The sequence below is a fragment of the Bradyrhizobium sp. CCBAU 21365 genome (genome assembly GCF_015291305.1).
GTDB lineage: Bacteria > Pseudomonadota > Alphaproteobacteria > Rhizobiales > Xanthobacteraceae > Bradyrhizobium > Bradyrhizobium elkanii.
Map to the genome: position 1 here is coordinate 8,742,299 of NZ_CP030036.1, position 20,317 is coordinate 8,762,615.

The window sequence follows — 20,317 nt, forward strand, 5'->3', positions numbered from 1 at the left end:
GCGAAGATCGCGATCCCTATTGTCAGGCGAACTCCAGGATCAGCGCGTCGACCGCGAGCGTGGCGCCGGCGGCGGCGTGGATCTTCTTGACCGTGCCGTCACGCTCCGCGCGCAGCACGTTCTGCATCTTCATGGCTTCGACCACCGCCAGGGTCTCGCCGGCCTTGATCTCCTGCCCCTCGGTCACCGCGATCGACACCACGAGCCCAGGCATCGGACACAGCAACTTCTTGCCGGTGTCGGCCGCCGAGACCACCGGCATCAGCTGCGCCGAGGTCGCCTCGGTCTCGGTGAAGACGTAGGCCGGGACCTCAAAGCCCTGATGCGCGAGGCGGAAGCCGTTGTTGATCGCCCGCACCTGCACGGCGACGAAGTTGCCGTCGATCGTGCCCTGCCAGACCGGCTCGCCCGGCACCCAGCTCGACACCAGATTGTGCGGATTGCCGGGCAGCCCGTCAGCGCCGATGAATCGCACCGCGATGGCGTCATCCTCACGCGCGACGTCGAGCGCGATCTCGGCGCGATCGAGCCACACTGCGCGGCGGCGCTCGCGCAGCACCACGCGGCCGCCCATCTGGCCGGAAATCTGCCGCTTGCGCTCGCCGAGCACGTGATCGATGGCGGCGCCCACTGCCGCGAGCCGCCGCGCGATCTCGCCCTCGGCCGCGCGCGCCGAAAATCCCTTGGGAAATTCCTCCGCGATGAAGCCGGTCGAGAGCCGCCCTTCGCGCCAGCGCGGATGGTTCATCAACGCCGACAGGAACGGAATGTTGTGCCTGATGCCGTCGACATAGAAGCCGTCGAGCGCGGTCGCCTGCGCCTCGATCGCGGCGGCCCGCGACGGGGCGTGGGTGACGAGCTTGGCGATCATCGGATCGTAATGGATCGAGATCTCGCCGCCCTCCTGCACGCCGGTGTCGTTGCGGATCGTGATGCCGTCACGGCTGGCTTCCGCCGGCGGACGGTATTTCACCAGCCGTCCGATCGAGGGCAGGAAGTTGCGGAACGGATCCTCGGCATAGACGCGGGATTCCACCGCCCAGCCGGTCAGCGTCACGTCCTTCTGCGCGATCGCGAGCTTCTCGCCCGCCGCGACGCGGATCATCTGCTCGACGAGATCTATACCGGTGATCAGCTCGGTGACGGGATGCTCGACCTGCAGGCGGGTGTTCATCTCCAGGAAGTAGAAGCTCTTGTCCTGGCCGGCGACGAATTCCACGGTGCCCGCCGAATCGTAATTCACCGCCTTGGCCAGCGCGACCGCCTGCTCGCCCATCTTGCGGCGGGTGGTCTCGTCGAGCAGCGGCGACGGCGCCTCCTCGATGACCTTCTGGTTGCGCCGCTGGATCGAGCATTCGCGCTCGCCGAGATAGATCACGTTGTCGTGCTTGTCGCCGAGCACCTGGATCTCGATATGGCGCGGGTCGACGATGAATTTTTCGATGAAGACGCGGTCGTCGCCGAACGACGACTTCGCCTCGGCCTTGGCGAGGTTGAAGCCTTCGGCGACCTCGGCCTTCGAATGCGCGATGCGCATGCCCTTGCCGCCGCCGCCGGCGGAGGCCTTGATCATCACGGGATAACCGATTTCTTCCGCGATCTGGACCGCGTGCTTGTCGTCCTCGATGACGCCGAGATGGCCGGGCACGGTCGAGACCTTGGCCTTCGCAGCCGCCTTCTTGGATTCGATCTTGTCGCCCATCGCGGCGATGGCGCCGGGGTTCGGGCCGATGAAGACAATGCCGGCGGCTTCCAGCGCACGCGGAAACGCCTCGCGCTCGGACAGGAAGCCGTAGCCGGGATGCACCGCCCGCGCGCCTGTCTTGCGGCAGGCCTCGACGATCTTGTCGATCAGAAGATAGCTCTCGGCCGCAGCGGGCGGTCCGATCAGCACGGCTTCGTCGGCCATCTCGACATGCAGCGCGTCGCGGTCGGCCTCGGAGTAGACGGCGACCGTCTCAATCCCCATACGGCGCGCAGTCTTGATGACCCGGCAGGCGATCTCGCCGCGGTTGGCGATCAGGATTTTCTTGAACATGGTCACAGAGGCAGATTGTCGTGTTTCTTCACGGGGATCTCGACCTTCTTGTCCCTGAGCATCGCCAGCGCCCGCGCGATCCGGCGCCTCGTCGAATGTGGCATGATGACATCGTCGATATAGCCGCGCTCGGCGGCGATGAAGGGCGACAGAAAGCGGTCTTCGTATTCCCTGGTTCGCGCCGCGATCTTGTCGGGGTCGCCAATGTCGGAGCGGAAGATGATCTCCACCGCGCCCTTGGCACCCATCACGGCGATCTGCGCGGTTGGCCAGGCGTAGTTCATGTCGGCGCCGATCTCTTTCGACGCCATGACGTCGAAGGCGCCGCCATAGGCCTTGCGGGTGATGATGGTGACGAGCGGCACCGTGCATTGCGAATAGGCGAACAAGAGCTTGGCGCCATGCTTGATCAGGCCGCCATATTCTTGGCTCCTGCCCGGCAGGAAGCCCGGCACGTCGACGAAGGTGACGATCGGGATGTTGAAGGCATCGCAGAAGCGGACAAAGCGCGCGGCCTTGCGTGAGGCGTCGGAGTCGAGCACGCCCGCCAGCACCATCGGCTGGTTGGCGACGAAGCCCGCGGTGCGGCCGGCGATGCGGCCGAAGCCGGTGACGATGTTCCCGGCGAAAGTCTCCGAGATCTCGAAGAAGTCGCCCTCGTCGACGACCTTCAGGATCAGCTCCTTCATGTCGTAGGGCTTGTTCGGATTGTCGGGGATCAGCGTGTCGAGGGACATGTCGAGGCGGCGGACATCGTCGAAGCTCGGCCATTCCGGCACGCCATCCGAATTGTTCGAGGGCAGGAAGTCGATCAGACGGCGCATCTGCAGCAGCGCGTCGACGTCGTTCTCGAACGCGCCGTCGGCGATCGAGGAGCGCGTGGCGTGCACCGAAGCGCCGCCGAGCTCCTCGGCGGTCACCACCTCATTGGTGACGGTCTTCACCACGTCGGGGCCGGTGACGAACATGTAGCTGGTGTTCTTCACCATGAAGATGAAATCGGTCATCGCGGGCGAATAGACGTCGCCGCCGGCGCAGGGGCCCATGATGACGGAGATCTGCGGGATTACGCCCGAAGCCTGCACGTTGCGGCGGAACACATAGGAATAGCCCGCGAGGGCGGCGACGCCCTCCTGGATGCGCGCGCCGCCGGCATCATAGAGGCCGATGATCGGCGCCCGCGCCTTCATCGCCATGTCCTGAAGTTTTGTGATCTTCAGCGCGTGGGTTTCGGAGAGCGAGCCGCCGAACACGGTGAAGTCCTTGGCGAACACGAAGGTCTTGCGGCCGTTGACGGTGCCCCAGCCGGTGACGACGCCGTCGCCCGGGATCTTGCTCTTCTCCATGCCGAACTCGGTCGAGCGGTGCTCGACGAACATGTCGAATTCCTCGAACGAGCCCTTGTCCAGCAACAGTTCGATCCGCTCGCGGGCGGTCAGCTTGCCGCGCGCGTGCTGCGCCTCGATGCGCTTTTCGCCGCCGCCAAGCCTTGCACCGACGCGACGTTCTTCAAGAGCTTCAATTGTGGAAATCACACAACACCCCCGGTGGGTCCGCGAGCAGGTCTTACCCCGCCATACACAAGCGATCCGAGGCCTGAGAAGGCTTGAAGACGCACATTTGCACATGTTACAAATCTGCAAACAGTAAATTGCGAAGTTGCAAATGGCAGGAAAGCTTTATATCGGTCGCAGGTTCCGCGAGGTGAGGGAGAGCACAAGGCTCACCCAGGCGGCATTCGCGGAGCGGCTGGGAATCTCGCTCAGTTACCTGAACCAGATCGAGAACAATCAGCGGCCGGTCTCGGCCTCCGTACTGGTGCTGCTCGCCGAAAAATTTCAGGTCGACCTGAGCTCTTTGTCGCTCAACGACAACGACAAAGTCATTTCGATGCTGGCCGAGTCGTTGGCTGATCCGATCTTCGCTTCCTACACGCCCAGCACACAAGAGTTGAAGCTGGTGGTTCAGAACGCTCCCGGTTTTGCTCAAGCGCTCCTGAACGCGCATCAGGCATATCGGCGCAACAGCGAGCAGCTCGCCAGTCTGGATGGCCAGATCGCCAACCTGGCGGGAGAACCGACGGCTTATGAGGAAGTTCGCGATTTCTTTCACCTGGTCGACAATTACGTCGATGAGTTGGATACCGCGGCCGAGGCTCTTGCCGACCGGCTGAATATTCCCGACAGCAACGCGACGACCGCGCTGATCAGCTACCTGGAAGCGAAACATGGCGTACGGATTCGCCAGAGCGGTCCGAACGAGACTTCATTGCGGCAATTCGATCGCGCATCGCGCACGCTTTTTCTGAGCCAATATCTGCCGACACCAACCCGGACCTTCCAGATTGCCCTGCAAATCGCGGCTCTTGAACAAGAAGAACGGATTGGTCAGATTGCAGATAAAGCGACATTTCGATCAGTCGATGCCCGAAACGTGTGCGCCGCCGGATTGCGAAACTATTTTGCGGGCGCCCTCGTTCTACCGTACCAACGATTCCTGCAATCCGCTCGAGAGCTGCGGCACGATCTCGAATTGCTCGCCACCAGGTTCGGCGCAAGCCTGGAGCAGGTTGCTCATCGCCTGTCGACGCTTCAACGGCAAGGCTCGAAGGGCGTTCCCGTTTTCTTCGCCCGACTGGACCGCGCCGGGAACATCACCAAACGCCACAGCGCGGCAAAACTGCAATTCGCACGCTACGGAGCCGCCTGCCCGCTCTGGAATGCACACCAGGCATTCGAGGCCCCAAGCCAAATCATTCGGCAACTCGCCGAGACACCGGACGGCATTCGATTTCTTTGCATCGCAACCGAACTTTCGAAAGGCCGGGGCGGCTTCGGCTCTCCTCGTCCGCGCTATGCCATCGCGCTGGGATGCGAAGTCTCCTATGCAAAAGATTTCGTATATGCAGACGGGCTCGACCTCACAAGCAAAGGCACTTTCGATCCGATCGGAATTTCTTGTCGAATCTGCGAGCGGACCAACTGTCCTCAACGCGCGATCCCGCCGCTCAAGAGCAGATTGAGAATAGACCGCGATCGCAGGGACATACTGCCCTACCAATTACCCGGCTAGATTCGTCGACGACAAAGCCGGGATCTGCAACGATCGCGGGCTTGGGCTGGGACCTGGTTCAGTTCCCGCGACCAGATCAGCGCACAGATTGCAATCGCGTTGCTCATCACGACGGCAGCAGTCAACTGCGCGCAGGCCACATGTTCGGGCGGCAAGATCAGATTGACCGTTTTTCGATACAAGTCGTCATTTTATCGAAATTCTACATGCCCGGGCGAGAGATAGCATTTGTTTCGTCGAGATGTCACCACGCGAAATAACGCGCGGGGCCGGGCCTCGATGGGACGACGAACGCTTGCCCATGGGAGAATGAAATGACGACGACGGCTTTGGACAGGATCGACATAAAGATCTTGAATGAACTGCAGCAGAACGCAAGTTTGACCAACGTTGAACTGGCTTCCCGCGTCAATCTCTCACCGTCCCCGTGTCTCGCCCGAGTTCGAACACTCGAAAAACTCGGGGTCATTGACCGGCGAATTGCGGTGCTGGATCCCGCAGTTCTCGGCATCGGCGTTACAGCATTCATACAAGTAAAGCTTGAAAGGCAGGCCCAGCCATCACTCGAAAGCTTTACGCGCTCAATTGATCGCCTTAGCGAAGTGATGGAATGCTACCTGATGACCGGGGATAGCGACTATCTTCTCCGCGTTATGGTGTCCGACATCGATGCTCTTGAAGACCTCATCGTAAACAAGCTCTCGCGAATAACCGGCGTTTCGAGTATTCGCTCGAACTTGGCCTTGAAGCGGATTTCCCACAAGACGGTCCTCCCTATCGACACGAACCGGCCAGTTCAGGTCAAGTCGTGCAGCTCAGCTTCAAGGCGACTCGACAGGCCCGCCAAACAGCGATTTGACGCTTCGTCCCAGGCGCAGATTGATGGCGGCATGAATCTCGAGACTTCTCGGATATTTGATCACGGCACGGCCAGCCTTTAGCGACCGACCAGCACCAACGCCGTCCGACCTCAGGTCGCTTGTCCACAGCGGCATTGTCCAGCCTAAAGGCCGTTTGGGAAGGCTTCGAGGTCGAGGAAAATCCGGCCGCATTGGTCGGCGAGGGCTCTTTCTGGAGGCCCACCATAGTAGTGGGTCATACGCAGCGGGCGAAAGTAACTTCTGTCGCGGAAAATCGAAAGCGAGCCAATATTCGAGGCCGCTATCATAGGGCTGGGCGGGCCGTGTCGCTGGTCGGAACCTGCCCAGCTGGATTGCAGGCGCAAATTCCGGACTGGATTTGAACGTACGTGAACTCGGCGAGCGCTGAGAATCCAGCGAACGCGATCGTACTCCAGCGCACAAAAGCGCAGTTATGGTGCCCAGGGAGGGAATCATACGGAACCACCGACATGACGAACCGCTGTTTGTCCTTCGTATGGTGGCGTGAGCGCTTCGCATGATGGCGGAGGTTCCCGGAGATGAGGGAATGGTCTTGTCTTGACCGATCGGCAAGCCTCCAGGGCGGCCTTTATCGACAGTGCCGCAACGGCCAAATCGGAGAAGCCGATAACGTCCGGGATTGGGCGGCAGCAAGCCGGAACTATCTCCGTAGACAGATCAGGAACGGAATGCCTAGGCACGACTTAGATTCATGAGATCGTCGCTCGCCGTCAACTACACGGCGCATGTCGCGGATAGCCAGAAGTCCTACAGCTGGACCCGCGTGTTCTCAAATACAAGCGCTCGCGCAGATAGCCAAAAGTTCCGGTCTCCAGTTCCATTGAACGAGCAGCCGTGCTCGCAGACGGGGGAGAGCAAGCGCTTTTCTCTGCCAAAGGGGACTTCGCTATGCCCGACCGCATTGACATCGACCATAAGCACTGCCGAGCGATTCTTAGAGTCATTGGGCAGCAACTGCGCGCGTCGCTGAAGCTTGAGCCGGAACAACCGGAGAGTCTCAGAGCGCAAATCGAACGGCTTCGGGAATTGGAGGAAGGCTCACCAAATCGTTCCCGTTGACGAGCGTGGTGAAAGGGCCGCTGAAGCCGGTTCCCTTTCAGATTGTCCCGTCAAAATGAAAAGAGTGATCTCCGCCAGGAAATTGACGCTCAAAAAGGGGGACCGTCCCCTATGGATCGAGCGGCAATGCTCTGGCTGATCGTGTGATTTCCGCTTGACCGTCAGACGCTGACATCCGCCCTTATGGACACACACCTTAGTTCAAAGAACCGCCATCGGTCGGCACCACACCTCACTGCGCTTCGGCACGTTTCCACACCGTTTGCAAAATCATTCCAGATGGCGTTCGCGGATTCGCGAATTTCATTTCGCTAGCATCGAGAGACCCGATGAGTGAATAGGCCCGCCAAGAAGATTGGGAAAGTTGATCTTTTGGGAAAGGTTGATCCTTCGAGAGAAACCGATGCGGCTTCGAACGGGGGCCGACAGCGCGATCGATCTCTCAGCCACCGATAGACGCCATAGGACCGTACGTCGATGGCGTAAGTGGATACTCGTCAGGTTCCTGAGTCGGGTCAAATCGGAGCATGCGTGGTCGTAGGCGCCGCGTTACAGCGCTGTCGATCCATCTAAGTCCTCCCGAAAGCCGAACGGCGATCTGCCATACCTCCAGGCTTGCGGTGCGATTCCGTGCCGCCAGACGGGAAGTGGCGAGCTCAAGTTGGAGTACTCGATTTCGGGCTTCCGCCATGGCCAGTTCGGTTTGTGCCAGAAGCTCCACGCTGCGGTCGATAGCGCGCTGAGCGCGGTCGAATAGCTCCAAGGACTGTTCACTGAGTGGCTCGGCCATGGCGCACTCCCCTTGCTATGTAGGCGGGAGCACAACGGTCTCTCAGCCACCGACGCCCACGGGACGAGCCTTGGCCGGTGACGAGCAGAAAACTACTCCATGTCGCCTCGGTGGGAAAGGCTTTGGCGAACCGAAACTGCCAGTGCTTCGGCCCCGACGGAAACCAGACAACAGTCCAACATCTCCCAGGCGGTGCCGGATGCAGGAGACGGGCTAGCAGCTAGCCACAAGAGCCGCGTCATCGCGATCCAGCCGTCGCACGCTCCGTGATACGGTGAACGAGTAGAAGTATTTCAGCAACCGCGGCAGATAGTCTTCAGCTTGGCAGCTGTCCGAGCTTCTTCTGCTGCAAACGGGTCTCTGTATGGAGGCCGCCCGGCGTCGCTCTCAACGAGAGCGGGCTTTTCCAATTTCGGAGGATAGGCCGCGTCGTAGCAGGCCAGGCGTGCGGTCGTGCCTCCGATGGTGCGACAGTCCGGCCCCTTAGCGATGGCGCTTTGCACACATGAAGATAGAACCAATACTGCAATAATACTTCGCATCGGATTTCCTTTGCACATATGGTCGCTTGCCGCATGGTTACGAAACCAAAATCTACTACCAGGAGGGCCACTCCCATCCGACGCCTTCCGAGAAGAGCCAACGGGCATAATATGTCACTTGTCCAGTCGTAGGCTCCTGCATTGATCGTTGCGCCACCATCTCGCAGAAATCGAGAGTTAGCTGCCATGCTCCGATCTTTCGGCTCGGCGCCTCCGTAGTTGTCCGGATCTTTCTCGGCTCACGCGGAGCGCCCGCCAGTCTTCATTGCTGAAGAAGCAGTGACGCAAAATAGATATCAAGGCATCGCATCGAATTCAGCAGGCACCCTACCCGCTCGAAAGAATACGGTCGGCTGGTCGTCGTAGTCGCCCGTCTCGGTATCCGAGCTTGTTGAGAAGGCAACGACGCCTGCCTTGCTCAAGGCAAGCCTTTCGGCAGTTCGACGCGCACTTTCCTCGCTCCGGCACACGATTGGCGCAGCAGCCTTTAACTGATCACCTTTCGCTGGGTCAAAGGATTGAACGAGAAAGTTCGTCTGGCGCGACATCGTGACCGCTCTTCAGGACCGTCGTCCATTTTCTGCCGAACAGCGATGTATTTCCTAACGCACAGTCTCGGTCCGGCTTGCCGTTACGCTCGTCAACTCTTTGTCGCTGCGTTTGCGAGCTCGGTTTCGATCCCGGTGGCACAAGCCTTGGCGAACGAGTAATCCATGCTCGTGGATGCCACATTCTTCACGAACTCGCTGACGACGTTCTCTTTGGAGTAAGCGCTTGCCGCCTTGAATTTGGCGAGAGCGCCGTCCGTGGCTGTGAACTGAGCGACGCAAAGCGGTACCAGAACAGACATCCGGCCGCTGGTCTCCGCCGTGGTACGCATGATTCTGGCGCTTTCCCCCGTAACCCAACCGCCCCATATAAATCCAATCGCCATGGTCGCCACCGCGCCGAACGCGATTCCTTGAAGGAAGCGGGTCCGTGCCTCGCCTTGCAAGATTGCTGGAAGTTTCATGAAGGTCGCCTTTCTTGAGCGCGCGCAGAGACGCACCTGCGACGCTGACGCGCCGTGATAAACACAATGTTATGATTGCGCCTTCCGATGGCACGTGAGCTGCTGCTACGACGACTGGCGGCGACTTCGGAAGTCGCTGCTTCTTGGGCAGCTTCGAGGTGAGCATTTTGCTAACCTGTACACCGACGCTATATGGCTCGCATGATGGTGTAAAGGGTGTTCTGTTCTGCGGCGGGCTGCGCACGCAGATTGTCACTCGTGTCATGAAAGCTACTGGTAGCGTTCTGCGTACGAGCGGCGCGCCATGGTTTCCTTGGAGTGGCCTTCACGCAGCGCCTCTGTTTGCAGACCGGTGTGACTTGAAACTGCGCAAGCGTCAGTCGAACTTCGCAAAACTCTGGGACGAACTTCCGGGGAGGGATAGCAACGGTTGGCTACTTCCACTGCTTATCGGATAAAGTCCTCGACAATGGGCCGCTTCGCGAAGCACGATGTGGCAGGCCCCGTCACCGCCGGTCAGCGCGACAGCTACCCCCACGAAACACTCCTCCGTAGTGCGCAATTCGCGAAGAATAACGATGGCCCGCTTGTCGCTCGTTCGCGGCAGCAACGTCATGGTATTAGCACCTGACATTTCGAGCATTGAAAGCTGCTGGTCTCCGGATCAATGCAGGCAAACCCGGCCGGCACATGATCGGCGCGTGTAGCGGTGTCTCCCCTCACATAGGCGTAGCCATCCGCCTGTGAGAGCCGTGCCACGTCGAGCCTCCCACAGCGAGGACACTCAAGATCTACAGTCCATTTGTCGCGCAGGGTCTCGCGCGTGGTCATTCGCGGCTTTTCGGGACAGAACCGCGCGACCCCAGCTCATCGGCCTGGCCAGAATCAATGAAGTCCTGCGCCTGCGCCTTGGTGGCGAAGGTGATGAGTCCATTGCCGACTACACCACCCTCAAGGAGTTCGGCCACTGCGTATTTGCCTCCAATGGAGGGGCAAGTCGTCCAGCCGATGCGGTTTTTCATTCGTCGAGTATGCGCCCTGGCCGGTCAACATACCAGCCCCAACCTCACCACCATCCGAACTGACCCATCGTCCAAGATTGAGGAATGCTTGGAAGTCGGCTAGCTTGGCAACCATCACCGATCCGACCTGGGCATTTTCCGGTGACAGAGAGACGCTACAGCGCTCCCGCCTTATTCGGGAGCAATTGCATGCGTAGGTACTTTTTCGATCAGCGCGAAGGTGACGAGATGATTCCCGACGAACAGGGGATAGATCTCGTTTCACTGGAGGTTATGCAGCACGAAGCAACCTTGGCGCTGGCACACTTGGCCAAGGATGAAATTCGACGCTGCACGATCGATGCTCCTGCGCGGCGTCTTGCAATTAACGTTCGCGACGAAGGTGGACCGGTTTTACGGGCGACGTTCACCTTCGAGATCAGACGTTTCCAGTGAGGCCATATTCGCCTCGCCCGGCGCGAGAGGTCGCCAACGCCCGATGCGCCTGCAATAGAGCCATCACAGTAATCAAAAGCAGGAGAAACAGTGGGGCGCCCCACCGGCGGCACAATACAGTCGACCAGGCCAAGCTATGAAATGGAAGCTCCTCGCGTTTGGCGGAAGCGCACTTAACTCTCAGTGACCGATAGATGCCGACGAATGGGCGGTTATCGGGCATCATGATGCGTTCGCCGGGCGGAACAGCGATCGCTTGAGGCGCCCCGGCCGCGACAACGGACCGCGAGAAAAGCGGTAGCTAATGCAGTCGAAAGAGCGCATGGTGGCTTATGGGCGAGCCGACATCGGCGCCCGAGCATTGGCAAAAAGGCGGGCGTATATGAAAACTCGCTCGCGACGGGAAGTCGTCACCTTCAAGCATTCGTTCCAGATCAGAGGGATCGATCACCCACTCCCTGCCGGACGCTACGAGGTCATCACTGACGAGGAGATGATCGAAGGACTTTCCTTCGCGTCTTATCGCCGCGTTGCGACCATGATGATCGTGCCGGCAGCCTCGCACGGCGCCAGGATGGAGATGTTTTCCATTGGCCCGGTCGATCTGGCGGACGCCCAACGGATCGACGCGAGCATGCCGGATGAGTGACGAACCGCTCGATCTGGACAAACATCGCGGAATTGCAGCGCAGAAGGCGACCGAAATCCGCCGCGCAATGACGGATGTCGAGAGCCGTGCGCGGGAGTTGCGCGAACGGCAAAGCGTGCTGGAAAGCGGACTAATGTCGGTCGCCGCGACCTCTTGGCCGGAAGCCGCCGCCAAGGCGCGGTACGTGCTGAATATCTACGCTGCGAGCCTGTCGCCTGACGACACAAGGCATCGCGATCTCGTCGCGGCTATTCTGGCGGATTTTGCCCGGCTCGATGGGCAGGGCTGAAGCTGTGCCGGCTTCGGCCAACGGAAACGGATTAGTCGCATGGCACTTGAACAAGCCTGTTTCACCAGTTTCGAGTACGACCGCATGATCGTCCAATTCTCGATGCGCGACGGCGCGAAGGTCATCCCGTGCGCGATCTCGACCTCCGCAATGGATGAGCTGGAAGGTGCGGGACGCGCAGCATCGAGCGAGCGCGAAGCACAGTTCATGCGACTCCGGGCGCGCATTGAAGCCCGCGCCACCGTCAAATACACGGCGGGCGAGTTCGAAGGTGTGCCCGCCGGGATCATCCTGAGAAGCATCGACTTCAGGACGCCGTGATAGTCGCACACCACTAAGGTAGTGCAAAACAAGGGAGGTCACGCTTGAAGGGCGACATAGTCAACAGTGATGGCGTGCTCGTCGCCGTGGTGATCGATTCCGCTATTTTCGACCTTAAGGGCCGGAAGCTTTGCGATCTGAAGGGCAGCAGGATCTATCGGCTCTCCGGTGAACTGGTCGGTCACCTCAACGAAAGCGGCGGCTCCTTGAGACGGCTCGACAAGGCGACGGACAGTTTGTTCCAGCAACTTCAGCACGGAAGGACTATCGCCAGGAACCGGAATGACACCGAGACGTTTGACGAAGGCGGCGCGAGGTCATGACTCGCAAGGCCACCGCCAGCGACGGACGAACACACCGAGGCCTAAGCCGAAGTCGTATCTCCCGAGACCCGTCTCATAACTTAGGAAGGATCGAGTGCCAGGGATGATCAGAGACCGAGTCCTCGGCCGCCAGGGGACAACAGCCGCGGCGCGAGAAGCCAACAAGATGTTCCGAAAAGCGGAGGCCGCGCCGAGCGAGCATGCCAAAGCCGACAAAGCGTTCCAGGCCAACCGCGAGCGTCTCAAGGCCGAGCGATTGGCGCGAGAATCCAAGAATCCCGTCAAACCGACAACAGAGCCCGCTAGATGACGTCGCATGATCGCGAAGCGAGGCAGGCGATCGTTCGCGAATGGGACCACTGGATCAAGACGCAGCCGCTTGATGGAGAAGCCTGCGCACGCGACGCGCGGCGATTTTTCCTTGAAATCAAAGCCAGACGCGAGCCAACACTGCTGGATTTTCGGTCAGGCGCCGAGGACAAATGGGAGATCGTCCATCAATGGCTCATGGCGGAGCAGCGTATCTCAAGCTAGGCAATTGTGAGCAGGCCGAGAACCGAAAGCGAACAACGCCGCCAGCTGCAGCGCCGTTACTGCTTCGTCTCGCTTCTGTCGAAAATGAGGGCGGCTTGGAATACACGTCCAACAACGGTTCTCACCTCAACCGAGAGGTCCGGTCGATCGTCCAGAGTGGCGAAGTCACGCGCTAGGCCCGCCAGCGATTCGGCTGCCTCGACTTCAGCTTCACGCTGCGTTGCAAACTCCATCCCTTCCTCATCGGGATAGATTCCGTTGTCGTCTCTGATGTCGAAGTAGTAGCGGATCATCCGCGTTTCCTCTCGCCGGCAACAGATGGAATGCGGATTTCGTTCCTCGTTATTGACACGGTCAGACGTCTGTCCCTCGCGATGCCTTTTCAATAGATCTTGCGCGCTGGTTGGGGTCCTGGACGCTTAGCAGTCATTTGGTGGGCCCCACAGAGAGCATAGCGAATAGAGCGTCATCACCCTCAATCTGCGCCGTTTCTCGGCTGGTCGCGTACCCGCAGGCCAGCTCAACGTTTGCTTCGGAAACGTGCCATCTCCAGCGCGTGGGCGCTTGAGGCGTCACGGTGACCTCTAGCAAGCGAGGTGTGAAATAGGTTTTCATTTCCTCAATATGGGCCCTAACCCATCCGATTCCTAGGCATATCCAGCTGCCACAATCTAACGAAGCAAATTGAAAGCTCTGCCTCCCGCTGAAACCATCCGGCTTCGATAAAGTTTCACGCGACATTCAGACCCGTCGCTTTGCCTCAGCCGAGTCAAACCGGCCGATATTCATGCTAGGTGACGGAGATCTGCGGCAAAGGCGGCTTGCGCTCTGGCAGCTTTTTCTTAGGAGGCGCCGGCAGCGATCCTTCGCGGATCGCCTGCTTCCGAGCGAGCTTGCGGGCCCGACGAATGGCCTCCGATCTTTCACGCGTCTTTCTTTCCGAAGGCTTTTCATAGGCGCGGCGTTGCTTCATCTCCCGGAAGACGCCTTCGCGCTGCATCTTTTTCTTCAGGACTCGAAGTGCCTGGTCGATATTGTTGTCGCGAACAAGGACCTGCATCAAAACTCCTCGGTGCGGACTGGAAAAGTAAGTCCTGCACGCAGCCCTCGCGCAGGGGAGGTTCACGGATATGAGGATGAGAGTAACGGCGTTATTCTTCGCCAGCTTCGAACAAGCTGGTCGGCTCGACATGCCGATATGGTTGGTCGGATGACCGGATCACTACCGCACGGCCGTGTCAATCGATTAGGCTTCCCCCGGCGGGCCGGTTCGAAGCTCTCGATCGGCTGCGGAGACGCCGAGCGAAACAAATCAGCCCCATCCCTTGTACAGGGGCCGTACATAGCGTATATGTCGTTTGTATTCGATTAGCCGCTGTGCCTTGTTGAACGCGCCCGCGGGCTCCTTTTCCAAAGACATCGACGAAGTTGAAGTCACCGCGTGATTGTCACGCGGCACGCGCTCGTGCGCTTTGGAGATCAAGATGACGACAGGTACTGTTAAGTGGTTCAATAGCCAAAAGGGCTTCGGTTTTATCCAGCCGGAAGACGGCAGCAGCGATGTGTTCGTTCACATCAGCGCGGTCGAACGGGCCGGTCTTTCGAGTCTCGCGGAGGGCCAAAAGGTCCACTACGAGGTCAAGACCGACAGGATGCGGGGCAAGGTCAGCGCCGAGAGCCTTTCGCTGGCGTGAGTTTCGTCGTGTCGTTTCACGGATGTACTGAAACGACCATGCTGCCCGCTCGATCTCAGGATTGAGCGGGTTTTGCCTGTTGGAAAGTGGGTGAGGATGAGCGTCAGGAAGCCGGCAGAATCATCACCCGAAAGCATCGCACGTGCCAACCGAAAGCGATTGGCCGCTGAAGAAGGAGCGCGCGCGATGCTGGATATCGGAAGGCAGGCCATCGAGGTTCGCAAGAACATGGCGCGACTTCGAGAGCTCCGCGAGACCAGGGAAGCCGCCGCTGCAATGCGTCTGGTACCGTTGCCGGCGCCTTCGCCAAAGAAGCGCACCAGGAAGTTGCCGCGATAGTCAAGTTCGGCAGCGGTCGATGATTGTGCCGAGGACCAAGCCTCACCAAGCCGGAGCATGCAGATCGTGCGTAGAGCCAAGTCACTCGGCGACGGAACAATAACGTTCTCTCTTGCGCTCGGCGCAGCTCGGCAGATGTGCCGGCTTACAACGACATTTCAGACGGACAAGCAAGCCCTTAGTTATCTTCATAAGTATCGGACGGAACTTGAGCAGATGGCGCGGGCGCGGCTTGCGTCGGGGCAGCTTGAAGACGGGATCGTCGAGCTCTCGATGCTCTAGTTTTTGGCCGGCACCGCGATGCCACGCTATCTGATGCGTTCTCAAGCGACCTCCCGTGCAAAGCGTTTTGCCGGCAGACCGGTGATTTTTCGGAGCGGTCCGTACTTTGACCCCTCGTTGTTATTCGATTTTGGAATGCCTTGATCCGGATTGAGCGAACAGAAACCGTGGCTTGACCGACACCCCGCCGCAGGTCTGCCCTGCTCCTTTCATTCGCTGTGAGGCCGACCAGCCCGTTAGTTGAACGAATTTCATCATGGTACGTTGTTCTCCATGAACGGCTGAGACTTTGCCCCTAGGCGTCGGTGGCTGTACGGAGCGCTCATGTGCAAGCAGTGCGACGAGCTTCAGATGCAGATCGACATGTTTCGACGCGCACTCGGTCAGCGTTTTGACCCGCTCACCACGGACCGTCTCAAGATTAGCCTTGCCGAGATAGAAGCGAAGAAGGCTGCGCTGCATCCGGAGACGAAGTAACTCAGTTGGCGAGCCTCCCGTCGCTTCCCTCCTCTTCAAGGACAACCGCATAAGCTTTAGGCGGCTCAGCAGACGCTTGGCATCTCCTCCCAATCACGGCCGAAAAGCGACTATTCGATCCTCATCCAATGCGCCCTCATTGCGCCCGGCCAGCCATGCAAAATGAAATAGGGACCGCGTCTTAGCGGCCCCGCCGGATAATCAAAAATGATCTTGATGAAATAGCCCGGTATCGAACCCTATACTCCTCTAGTTCCAAAGCAGATTCCGTAGAAACACGGTGATACAAGGTGGTCCGGCGCAACAGCTGTTGGCATATCCAACTCCGGCGGACGCTTCATCGGCCATTACTGACGTGGACGCGAATTGCAGGGATGCGCTCTGACCGTTCGGCTGAGCGAGAACTTGACTCATAAAGAACAGACGCAACGAAGCGTCCGAATTTGTCACCAAATCAGCATGAGAAGACCGACAAGCGGCCCCGACAGGCTTATCGTGAGCGCAACATCAACAAGGAGGAGCAGCCCTGCAAGAATGCTCCGGTTCGATCTCACCTTGTCTATTCCTTGCGGACTGCAGCGATAGAATTGCCTACCTTGTCTATTACCTGCTGTAGGCGAGCGCGCGTTATGCCGAGTTCGCGAGCCCAATATTGACCTCATAATCCTCGTTCATGTTGATCTTGCTGCGGTCAGGTTGATCCCGCCTGGTCAGCTTGTCGATGTGGCGTCCCTATCCGAGCGGCGGGGATTTTCGTAACCTGCGTGGGAAAACCGGAAATCGCTCTGCGAGCGGGCCACTCCACGCATGGGCGATGTTTCATTCACTACGCGATCTCGTCAGTCCAGACCCTAAAACTAACCAGAGAATTCTGCCCGAATGTCTGGGTAATGGGAACATCAGCGGCGTCGCGCCCGTATGCGATCAGGATGCGACCGATCCGCGGCACGAAGTTGCGAGGATCAAAGGTGTGCCATCGGCCTCCGAGATAGGCCTCAAACCAGCCAGCGAAATCGCCCGCAGCCCAAGGTTTCGGCGTACCCATATCGCTCAGATACCCAGTACAATATCGAGCCGGGATGTTCATGCAGCGGCAGAACGCAATGGCCAGGTGGGCATAGTCGCGGCAGACACCCTTACCCTCGTGGTACGCCTCAAACGCCGTCTTGCTGGAACTGGCATGCTCGTATCCGAACGAAATATGGTGGTGCACGAACTCACAGATCGCCTGCACCCTGGCCCAGCCCGGCGGCGTATTCTGAAACAAGGTCCAGGCGATCTCGGAGAGACGGTCCGTCTCGCAATAACGGCTGCCGAGTAGATACAGCAAGATGTCAGCAGGCAGGTCCTCCACAGCGTGCTGGACAGCTGATGGAAACACTGGATCTGGCAAGCCGCAGTCGCGTACACAGCCATCGGCTGCGAGCCGCATGCGACCGGCAGGCGCGACAATGCGGCTGCACCAATTGCCGAATGAGTCGCGATACCTCATGATCGGTACCGCAGGCTCGGTTATCAAAAAATCCGGAACGATGATGTCTGAGGCACGAGAGATGTGAGTGCCCACCACCATGATCACGGGCGTCGGTTGCGGAAAATCATAGAGCATCTCGAATCCGACATTGATCTTCATTCAAAATGCTTTCTCGGCTGTACTCTCGCTAGAGGTGGCGACCGAGCCATCCGAATACAAGGCTTTTACGGCGGGTAAGACAAACGGGATGAATGCGTACTGCGCGATCAGGACTATATGACGCAGCGCTCGTTCCAAATCTTCTCTGCGCAGTGACTTTCGGATCGCGACCGGCACACGACATTTTAGTGCTCGCTATTGGACAGCCACGGGCGTAGGGTCGCTGGCATCACCGTATTATCAACGGCATCGACCGGTGACTGAGGGTGACATGCGCTCCCGCCAACGAACTAGCAGGAGCGTTCGATGTCGCGTTTTCGTGCCTCGGAGTGGATCGTCCCACCGGTGATCGTGCCACTGTTTCTTCTGCTTCTCGTATGTGCGGCGGCCATCCTCAATGGCTAGCACGGCTCTCTTGGTCTGGTCGGTCACAGAGAGAGCTTATCACGTCACTTTCGGCGCGGCGCGGAAAGACCGTCATGATGCGCCTTACGCGAACTCGGCGCGAGGGCAACTTGGACGCCAGCATCCTTACGTCGCCCTCGACGCATACTGCAACTAAATAGGCTGGAAGAACTCAGACCCCAATTGGAGATAGACATCATGGCCAAGGGACAGCAACGCGGCAATCGCGAAGCCAAGAAGCCGAAGAAGGACAAGGCAAAGGTGATCGCAGCGGCGCCGAGCCGCAAAGAGGCCGCCTGGCAGCCGGACTTCGGTCCTGCAAAGAAGAAGTAGGCAGAGGTTGAAGCTTTGTTTCGATGGCTTCCAAGATCCCGAGCGAGATGGCGCTGGAAGTAGCCCTCTATCAGTCTTGGAACGTCATTTTCGTCATCACAAGCGGTACAAGGCCGTCAAGCGTTGAAGCAATCGCTGACGGCACTGAGCTTCTCCTCGATGCCTATCGACGGCGGTACTGAGGACGATGGGCGCTCCCGCCTCCTAGCTGGGGACTCTCCATGTGCGAGAAGTGCATCGAACTCGACAGGAGAATCAAGCATTACCAAAAGCTCTCAAGCTTTGTAACCGACCAGACCGCGCAAGAGGGAATCCGCTTTCTTATTGCAAAATACTGCGCAGACAAGAAAGCGATTCATCCGGATCAGGGATAACGCCGCCTGGCTGTTGGGCGAAGCATTCCGCGGGCTCTTCGCGCCGGCCACGACGACGTAGCGATCTTCAAATAGAAATTCGAAGCCCAGCCGGTCGTCGGCATTAGTCCATAAGTTTCAAGCCGGCGGCCCAGTCGATCCCCTATGACGGTCGGCGAGATGCTCACGGCTCAGGCGCGCTACCCCGGCGGCCGACACATTGCGTTTCATGATGGAAGCACCCCGTCACGAGAAGCTCACGACGTCTTTGTCAATGACGACCGGTATATTGCGTCCGCATCCGCCTTCGGGATCACGGATTTGCTGATGGCCAATTTCGTTCGCCATGAAGCATGGCATAGCGCCGGACGCACACTGGACGTGTCGTTCTTCACCCAGGCGTACGATTTTGTGCTGAGGCAAACGGCATGATTGCGGGAGCGGGCGACATGGAGGAGCCCTCCACGGCGGAGCTTCGCTCGGCGGTACCATCAAGCCAGTGAAATCGTACAAGATAGTAGCTTGTCGCACAAAATCGTAGATTTGGTAGCCGGGGAGCACCCGCCCCCCGACCTTCATTTGTTTGCGAACTGCGGTTCGGCGCCAAAGCGAACAATGCTGAAGGGCTCCCGTCCGTTAACGCGAATTCGGCGAACGCCCTTCGCGCGATCATCCAGCGAACGCAATCGTACAAGATCGTGCTCTAGCGTGGAAAAGCGCAGTTTTGGTGCCCAGGGAGGGAATCATACGCAACCACCGACACGACGAACCGCTGTTTGTCCTTAGCATGGTGGCGTGAGCGCCAGCATCATGGCGGAGCGTCAGTCAATCCCCATTGAAAGATACAGCATTTTCGACCTTCCAGGACCAAAACCCACCATTTGAGCTACGGCCCCGAAATGGGGATTTCACCTCACGGCCCGAAATCACGTTCGGAAGAGGCAGGCTGATCATGGTCGAGGATGTAGAGCTGGGTTCAGTGGTGAACCTCGTATCCTCGTACCAACCGACGTCGGTACTAGCGACGATTAACAACCGAGATTGCTTCCCAGAGCCGAAGGTCCTTGGCGCCCCGACGGCCCGCAACCATCTCAAATTGCTGTTTCGAGCGATAGTTTAGACGTCAAGTCTTGCCCTCCGAAGGCAGGCGCACCACAAGCGCGATCGTCGCCCTGCCGTTTCCGATCACATTCACCAGTGCGGGAGCCAATTATCTTCGCGCCTGCTCATACGCACCCGAGGGGCGCCCGGAGGCAAGATGGGCGTTCTGTCCTGAGGCCCGGCGGGCAACGATGCTAAGGCTTCGATCGTTCTTGAGATCTTGCCAGGGCCTGCAGTTCAGGCCTCGGACAGGAGTCGTTCCCGGCCGGAAGAGGCTTCGCCATGGGGTCCATAGCCAAGCTCCAAAGGCGCATTGGCGCTGTCTAGGAATTCAACGGTGGTGAACCACAGGTCCGCATCGCCAACGTTTTCGAGATCGTGGATCTTGTATTCGCCCTTCCCATAGACGAAGTGACGGGTCTCGCCAGCCGAATAGACGGCTTCGACGATCGTCCCATCCTCTGCGTGTGATCGCGCCCGACCTGGCGTTACTGCGGTCCAAAAGTAGTCCAACACGTGACGATGGAATCCGATGCGCTCACCCGGAGCAAGCCGGATTTCCCAGACGCGCACCCGTTTCGTTTCGGATAAGAGCCGCGTGCCGACCCGTCCATTGAACTGATTGGCCTCGAACTCCTTGCGAATGAAGTCGGGCCAGGCAATCTTACTCTTTTCCGCCACACCATTGCTCATGTAATGCCTCCTCGCGATG

The 20,317-nt window shown here is 58.9% G+C and carries 22 protein-coding genes; 12 read left to right on the plus strand and 10 right to left on the minus strand.

Going from position 1 to position 20,317, the window contains the following annotated elements:
- Positions 1–22 precede the first annotated feature (22 nt).
- Both XI02_RS41330 and XI02_RS41335 read right to left on the minus strand, forming a co-directional pair.
- Complete coding sequence (locus XI02_RS41330; protein WP_194483300.1) at positions 23–2,038, minus strand: acetyl/propionyl/methylcrotonyl-CoA carboxylase subunit alpha; 2,016 nt, start codon at positions 2,036–2,038, stop codon at positions 23–25.
- Positions 2,039–2,040: 2 nt separating this feature from the next.
- Positions 2,041–3,570, minus strand: coding sequence for an acyl-CoA carboxylase subunit beta (locus XI02_RS41335; protein WP_370143882.1), 1,530 nt, complete (start codon positions 3,568–3,570; stop codon positions 2,041–2,043).
- A gap of 133 nt (positions 3,571–3,703) precedes the next feature.
- Here XI02_RS41335 and XI02_RS41340 point away from each other — a divergent pair, with 133 nt between their 5' ends.
- Together XI02_RS41340 and XI02_RS41345 are read left to right on the plus strand one after the other, a co-directional pair.
- Positions 3,704–5,110 (plus strand): short-chain fatty acyl-CoA regulator family protein, encoded by a 1,407-nt coding sequence (locus XI02_RS41340; protein WP_038378674.1) that lies wholly within the window; start codon positions 3,704–3,706, stop codon positions 5,108–5,110.
- A gap of 314 nt (positions 5,111–5,424) precedes the next feature.
- The gene (locus XI02_RS41345; protein ID WP_137482463.1) at positions 5,425–6,051 is read left to right on the plus strand and encodes an Lrp/AsnC family transcriptional regulator; all 627 of its coding nucleotides are present in this window, start codon (positions 5,425–5,427) and stop codon (positions 6,049–6,051) included.
- Positions 6,052–8,699: 2,648 nt separating this feature from the next.
- Here the strand turns inward: XI02_RS41345 and XI02_RS41350 are convergent.
- The 3 genes from XI02_RS41350 to XI02_RS41360 all read right to left on the minus strand — a co-directional run bounded on the left by XI02_RS41350 (position 8,700) and on the right by XI02_RS41360 (position 10,437).
- Positions 8,700–8,951 carry a hypothetical protein gene (locus XI02_RS41350; RefSeq protein ID WP_172646625.1) on the minus strand — a complete coding sequence of 84 codons (252 nt, stop codon included), beginning with the start codon at positions 8,949–8,951 and terminating at the stop codon, positions 8,700–8,702.
- Between the two features lie 92 nt (positions 8,952–9,043).
- Positions 9,044–9,415, minus strand: a complete 372-nt coding sequence (locus tag XI02_RS41355; protein WP_172646624.1) for a hypothetical protein — start codon at positions 9,413–9,415, stop codon at positions 9,044–9,046.
- 827 nt (positions 9,416–10,242) lie between these two features.
- A complete protein-coding gene (locus XI02_RS41360) occupies positions 10,243–10,437 on the minus strand; it encodes a hypothetical protein (protein WP_172646623.1) in 195 nt (64 codons plus the stop codon).
- Positions 10,438–10,626: 189 nt separating this feature from the next.
- On the opposite strand from XI02_RS41360, the gene XI02_RS41365 reads away from it, so the two are divergent.
- The 6 genes from XI02_RS41365 to XI02_RS41390 all read left to right on the plus strand — a co-directional run bounded on the left by XI02_RS41365 (position 10,627) and on the right by XI02_RS41390 (position 12,988).
- The gene (locus tag XI02_RS41365; protein WP_172646622.1) at positions 10,627–10,872 is read left to right on the plus strand and encodes a hypothetical protein; all 246 of its coding nucleotides are present in this window, start codon (positions 10,627–10,629) and stop codon (positions 10,870–10,872) included.
- A gap of 382 nt (positions 10,873–11,254) precedes the next feature.
- Positions 11,255–11,521 (plus strand): hypothetical protein, encoded by a 267-nt coding sequence (locus XI02_RS41370; protein WP_018273180.1) that lies wholly within the window; start codon positions 11,255–11,257, stop codon positions 11,519–11,521.
- Positions 11,514–11,810, plus strand: coding sequence for a hypothetical protein (locus tag XI02_RS41375; protein WP_018273181.1), 297 nt, complete (start codon positions 11,514–11,516; stop codon positions 11,808–11,810). The genes XI02_RS41370 and XI02_RS41375 overlap by 8 nt, the downstream gene beginning before the upstream one ends.
- A gap of 39 nt (positions 11,811–11,849) precedes the next feature.
- Complete coding sequence (locus XI02_RS41380; RefSeq protein WP_172646621.1) at positions 11,850–12,131, plus strand: DUF1488 family protein; 282 nt, start codon at positions 11,850–11,852, stop codon at positions 12,129–12,131.
- A 44-nt stretch (positions 12,132–12,175) separates the two neighbouring features.
- On the plus strand, positions 12,176–12,454 hold the full coding sequence (locus XI02_RS41385) for a hypothetical protein (RefSeq protein WP_244980918.1): 279 nt from the start codon (positions 12,176–12,178) through the stop codon (positions 12,452–12,454).
- A 306-nt stretch (positions 12,455–12,760) separates the two neighbouring features.
- A complete protein-coding gene (locus XI02_RS41390; RefSeq protein WP_172646620.1) occupies positions 12,761–12,988 on the plus strand; it encodes a hypothetical protein in 228 nt (75 codons plus the stop codon).
- Positions 12,989–13,044: 56 nt separating this feature from the next.
- Here the strand turns inward: XI02_RS41390 and XI02_RS41395 are convergent, their stop codons facing one another.
- A complete protein-coding gene (locus XI02_RS41395; protein WP_172646619.1) occupies positions 13,045–13,281 on the minus strand; it encodes a hypothetical protein in 237 nt (78 codons plus the stop codon).
- A gap of 497 nt (positions 13,282–13,778) precedes the next feature.
- Positions 13,779–14,048, minus strand: coding sequence for a 30S ribosomal protein S21 (gene rpsU, locus XI02_RS41400; RefSeq protein WP_172646618.1), 270 nt, complete (start codon positions 14,046–14,048; stop codon positions 13,779–13,781).
- Between the two features lie 424 nt (positions 14,049–14,472).
- Here rpsU and XI02_RS41405 point away from each other — a divergent pair, with 424 nt between their 5' ends.
- Positions 14,473–14,682 carry a cold-shock protein gene (locus XI02_RS41405; RefSeq protein ID WP_172646617.1) on the plus strand — a complete coding sequence of 70 codons (210 nt, stop codon included), beginning with the start codon at positions 14,473–14,475 and terminating at the stop codon, positions 14,680–14,682.
- A 972-nt stretch (positions 14,683–15,654) separates the two neighbouring features.
- Positions 15,655–15,780 carry a hypothetical protein gene (locus XI02_RS46115; RefSeq protein ID WP_256438800.1) on the plus strand — a complete coding sequence of 42 codons (126 nt, stop codon included), beginning with the start codon at positions 15,655–15,657 and terminating at the stop codon, positions 15,778–15,780.
- Between the two features lie 559 nt (positions 15,781–16,339).
- Here the strand turns inward: XI02_RS46115 and XI02_RS46600 are convergent.
- Positions 16,340–16,411: a hypothetical protein gene (locus XI02_RS46600; protein ID WP_370143881.1), complete on the minus strand. Its 72-nt coding sequence runs from the start codon at positions 16,409–16,411 to the stop codon at positions 16,340–16,342.
- Positions 16,412–16,606: 195 nt separating this feature from the next.
- Entirely contained in the window at positions 16,607–17,413 is an 807-nt protein-coding gene (locus XI02_RS41415) for a transglutaminase family protein (RefSeq protein ID WP_172646616.1), read from the minus strand.
- Between the two features lie 603 nt (positions 17,414–18,016).
- On the opposite strand from XI02_RS41415, the gene XI02_RS46120 reads away from it, so the two are divergent.
- On the plus strand, positions 18,017–18,151 hold the full coding sequence (locus XI02_RS46120) for a hypothetical protein (protein ID WP_256438801.1): 135 nt from the start codon (positions 18,017–18,019) through the stop codon (positions 18,149–18,151).
- Between the two features lie 518 nt (positions 18,152–18,669).
- Positions 18,670–18,936: a hypothetical protein gene (locus XI02_RS41420; protein WP_172646615.1), complete on the plus strand. Its 267-nt coding sequence runs from the start codon at positions 18,670–18,672 to the stop codon at positions 18,934–18,936.
- A gap of 906 nt (positions 18,937–19,842) precedes the next feature.
- Here XI02_RS41420 and XI02_RS41425 read toward each other — a convergent pair.
- A complete protein-coding gene (locus tag XI02_RS41425; protein WP_172646614.1) occupies positions 19,843–20,298 on the minus strand; it encodes a hypothetical protein in 456 nt (151 codons plus the stop codon).
- Positions 20,299–20,317: the final 19 nt, after the last annotated feature.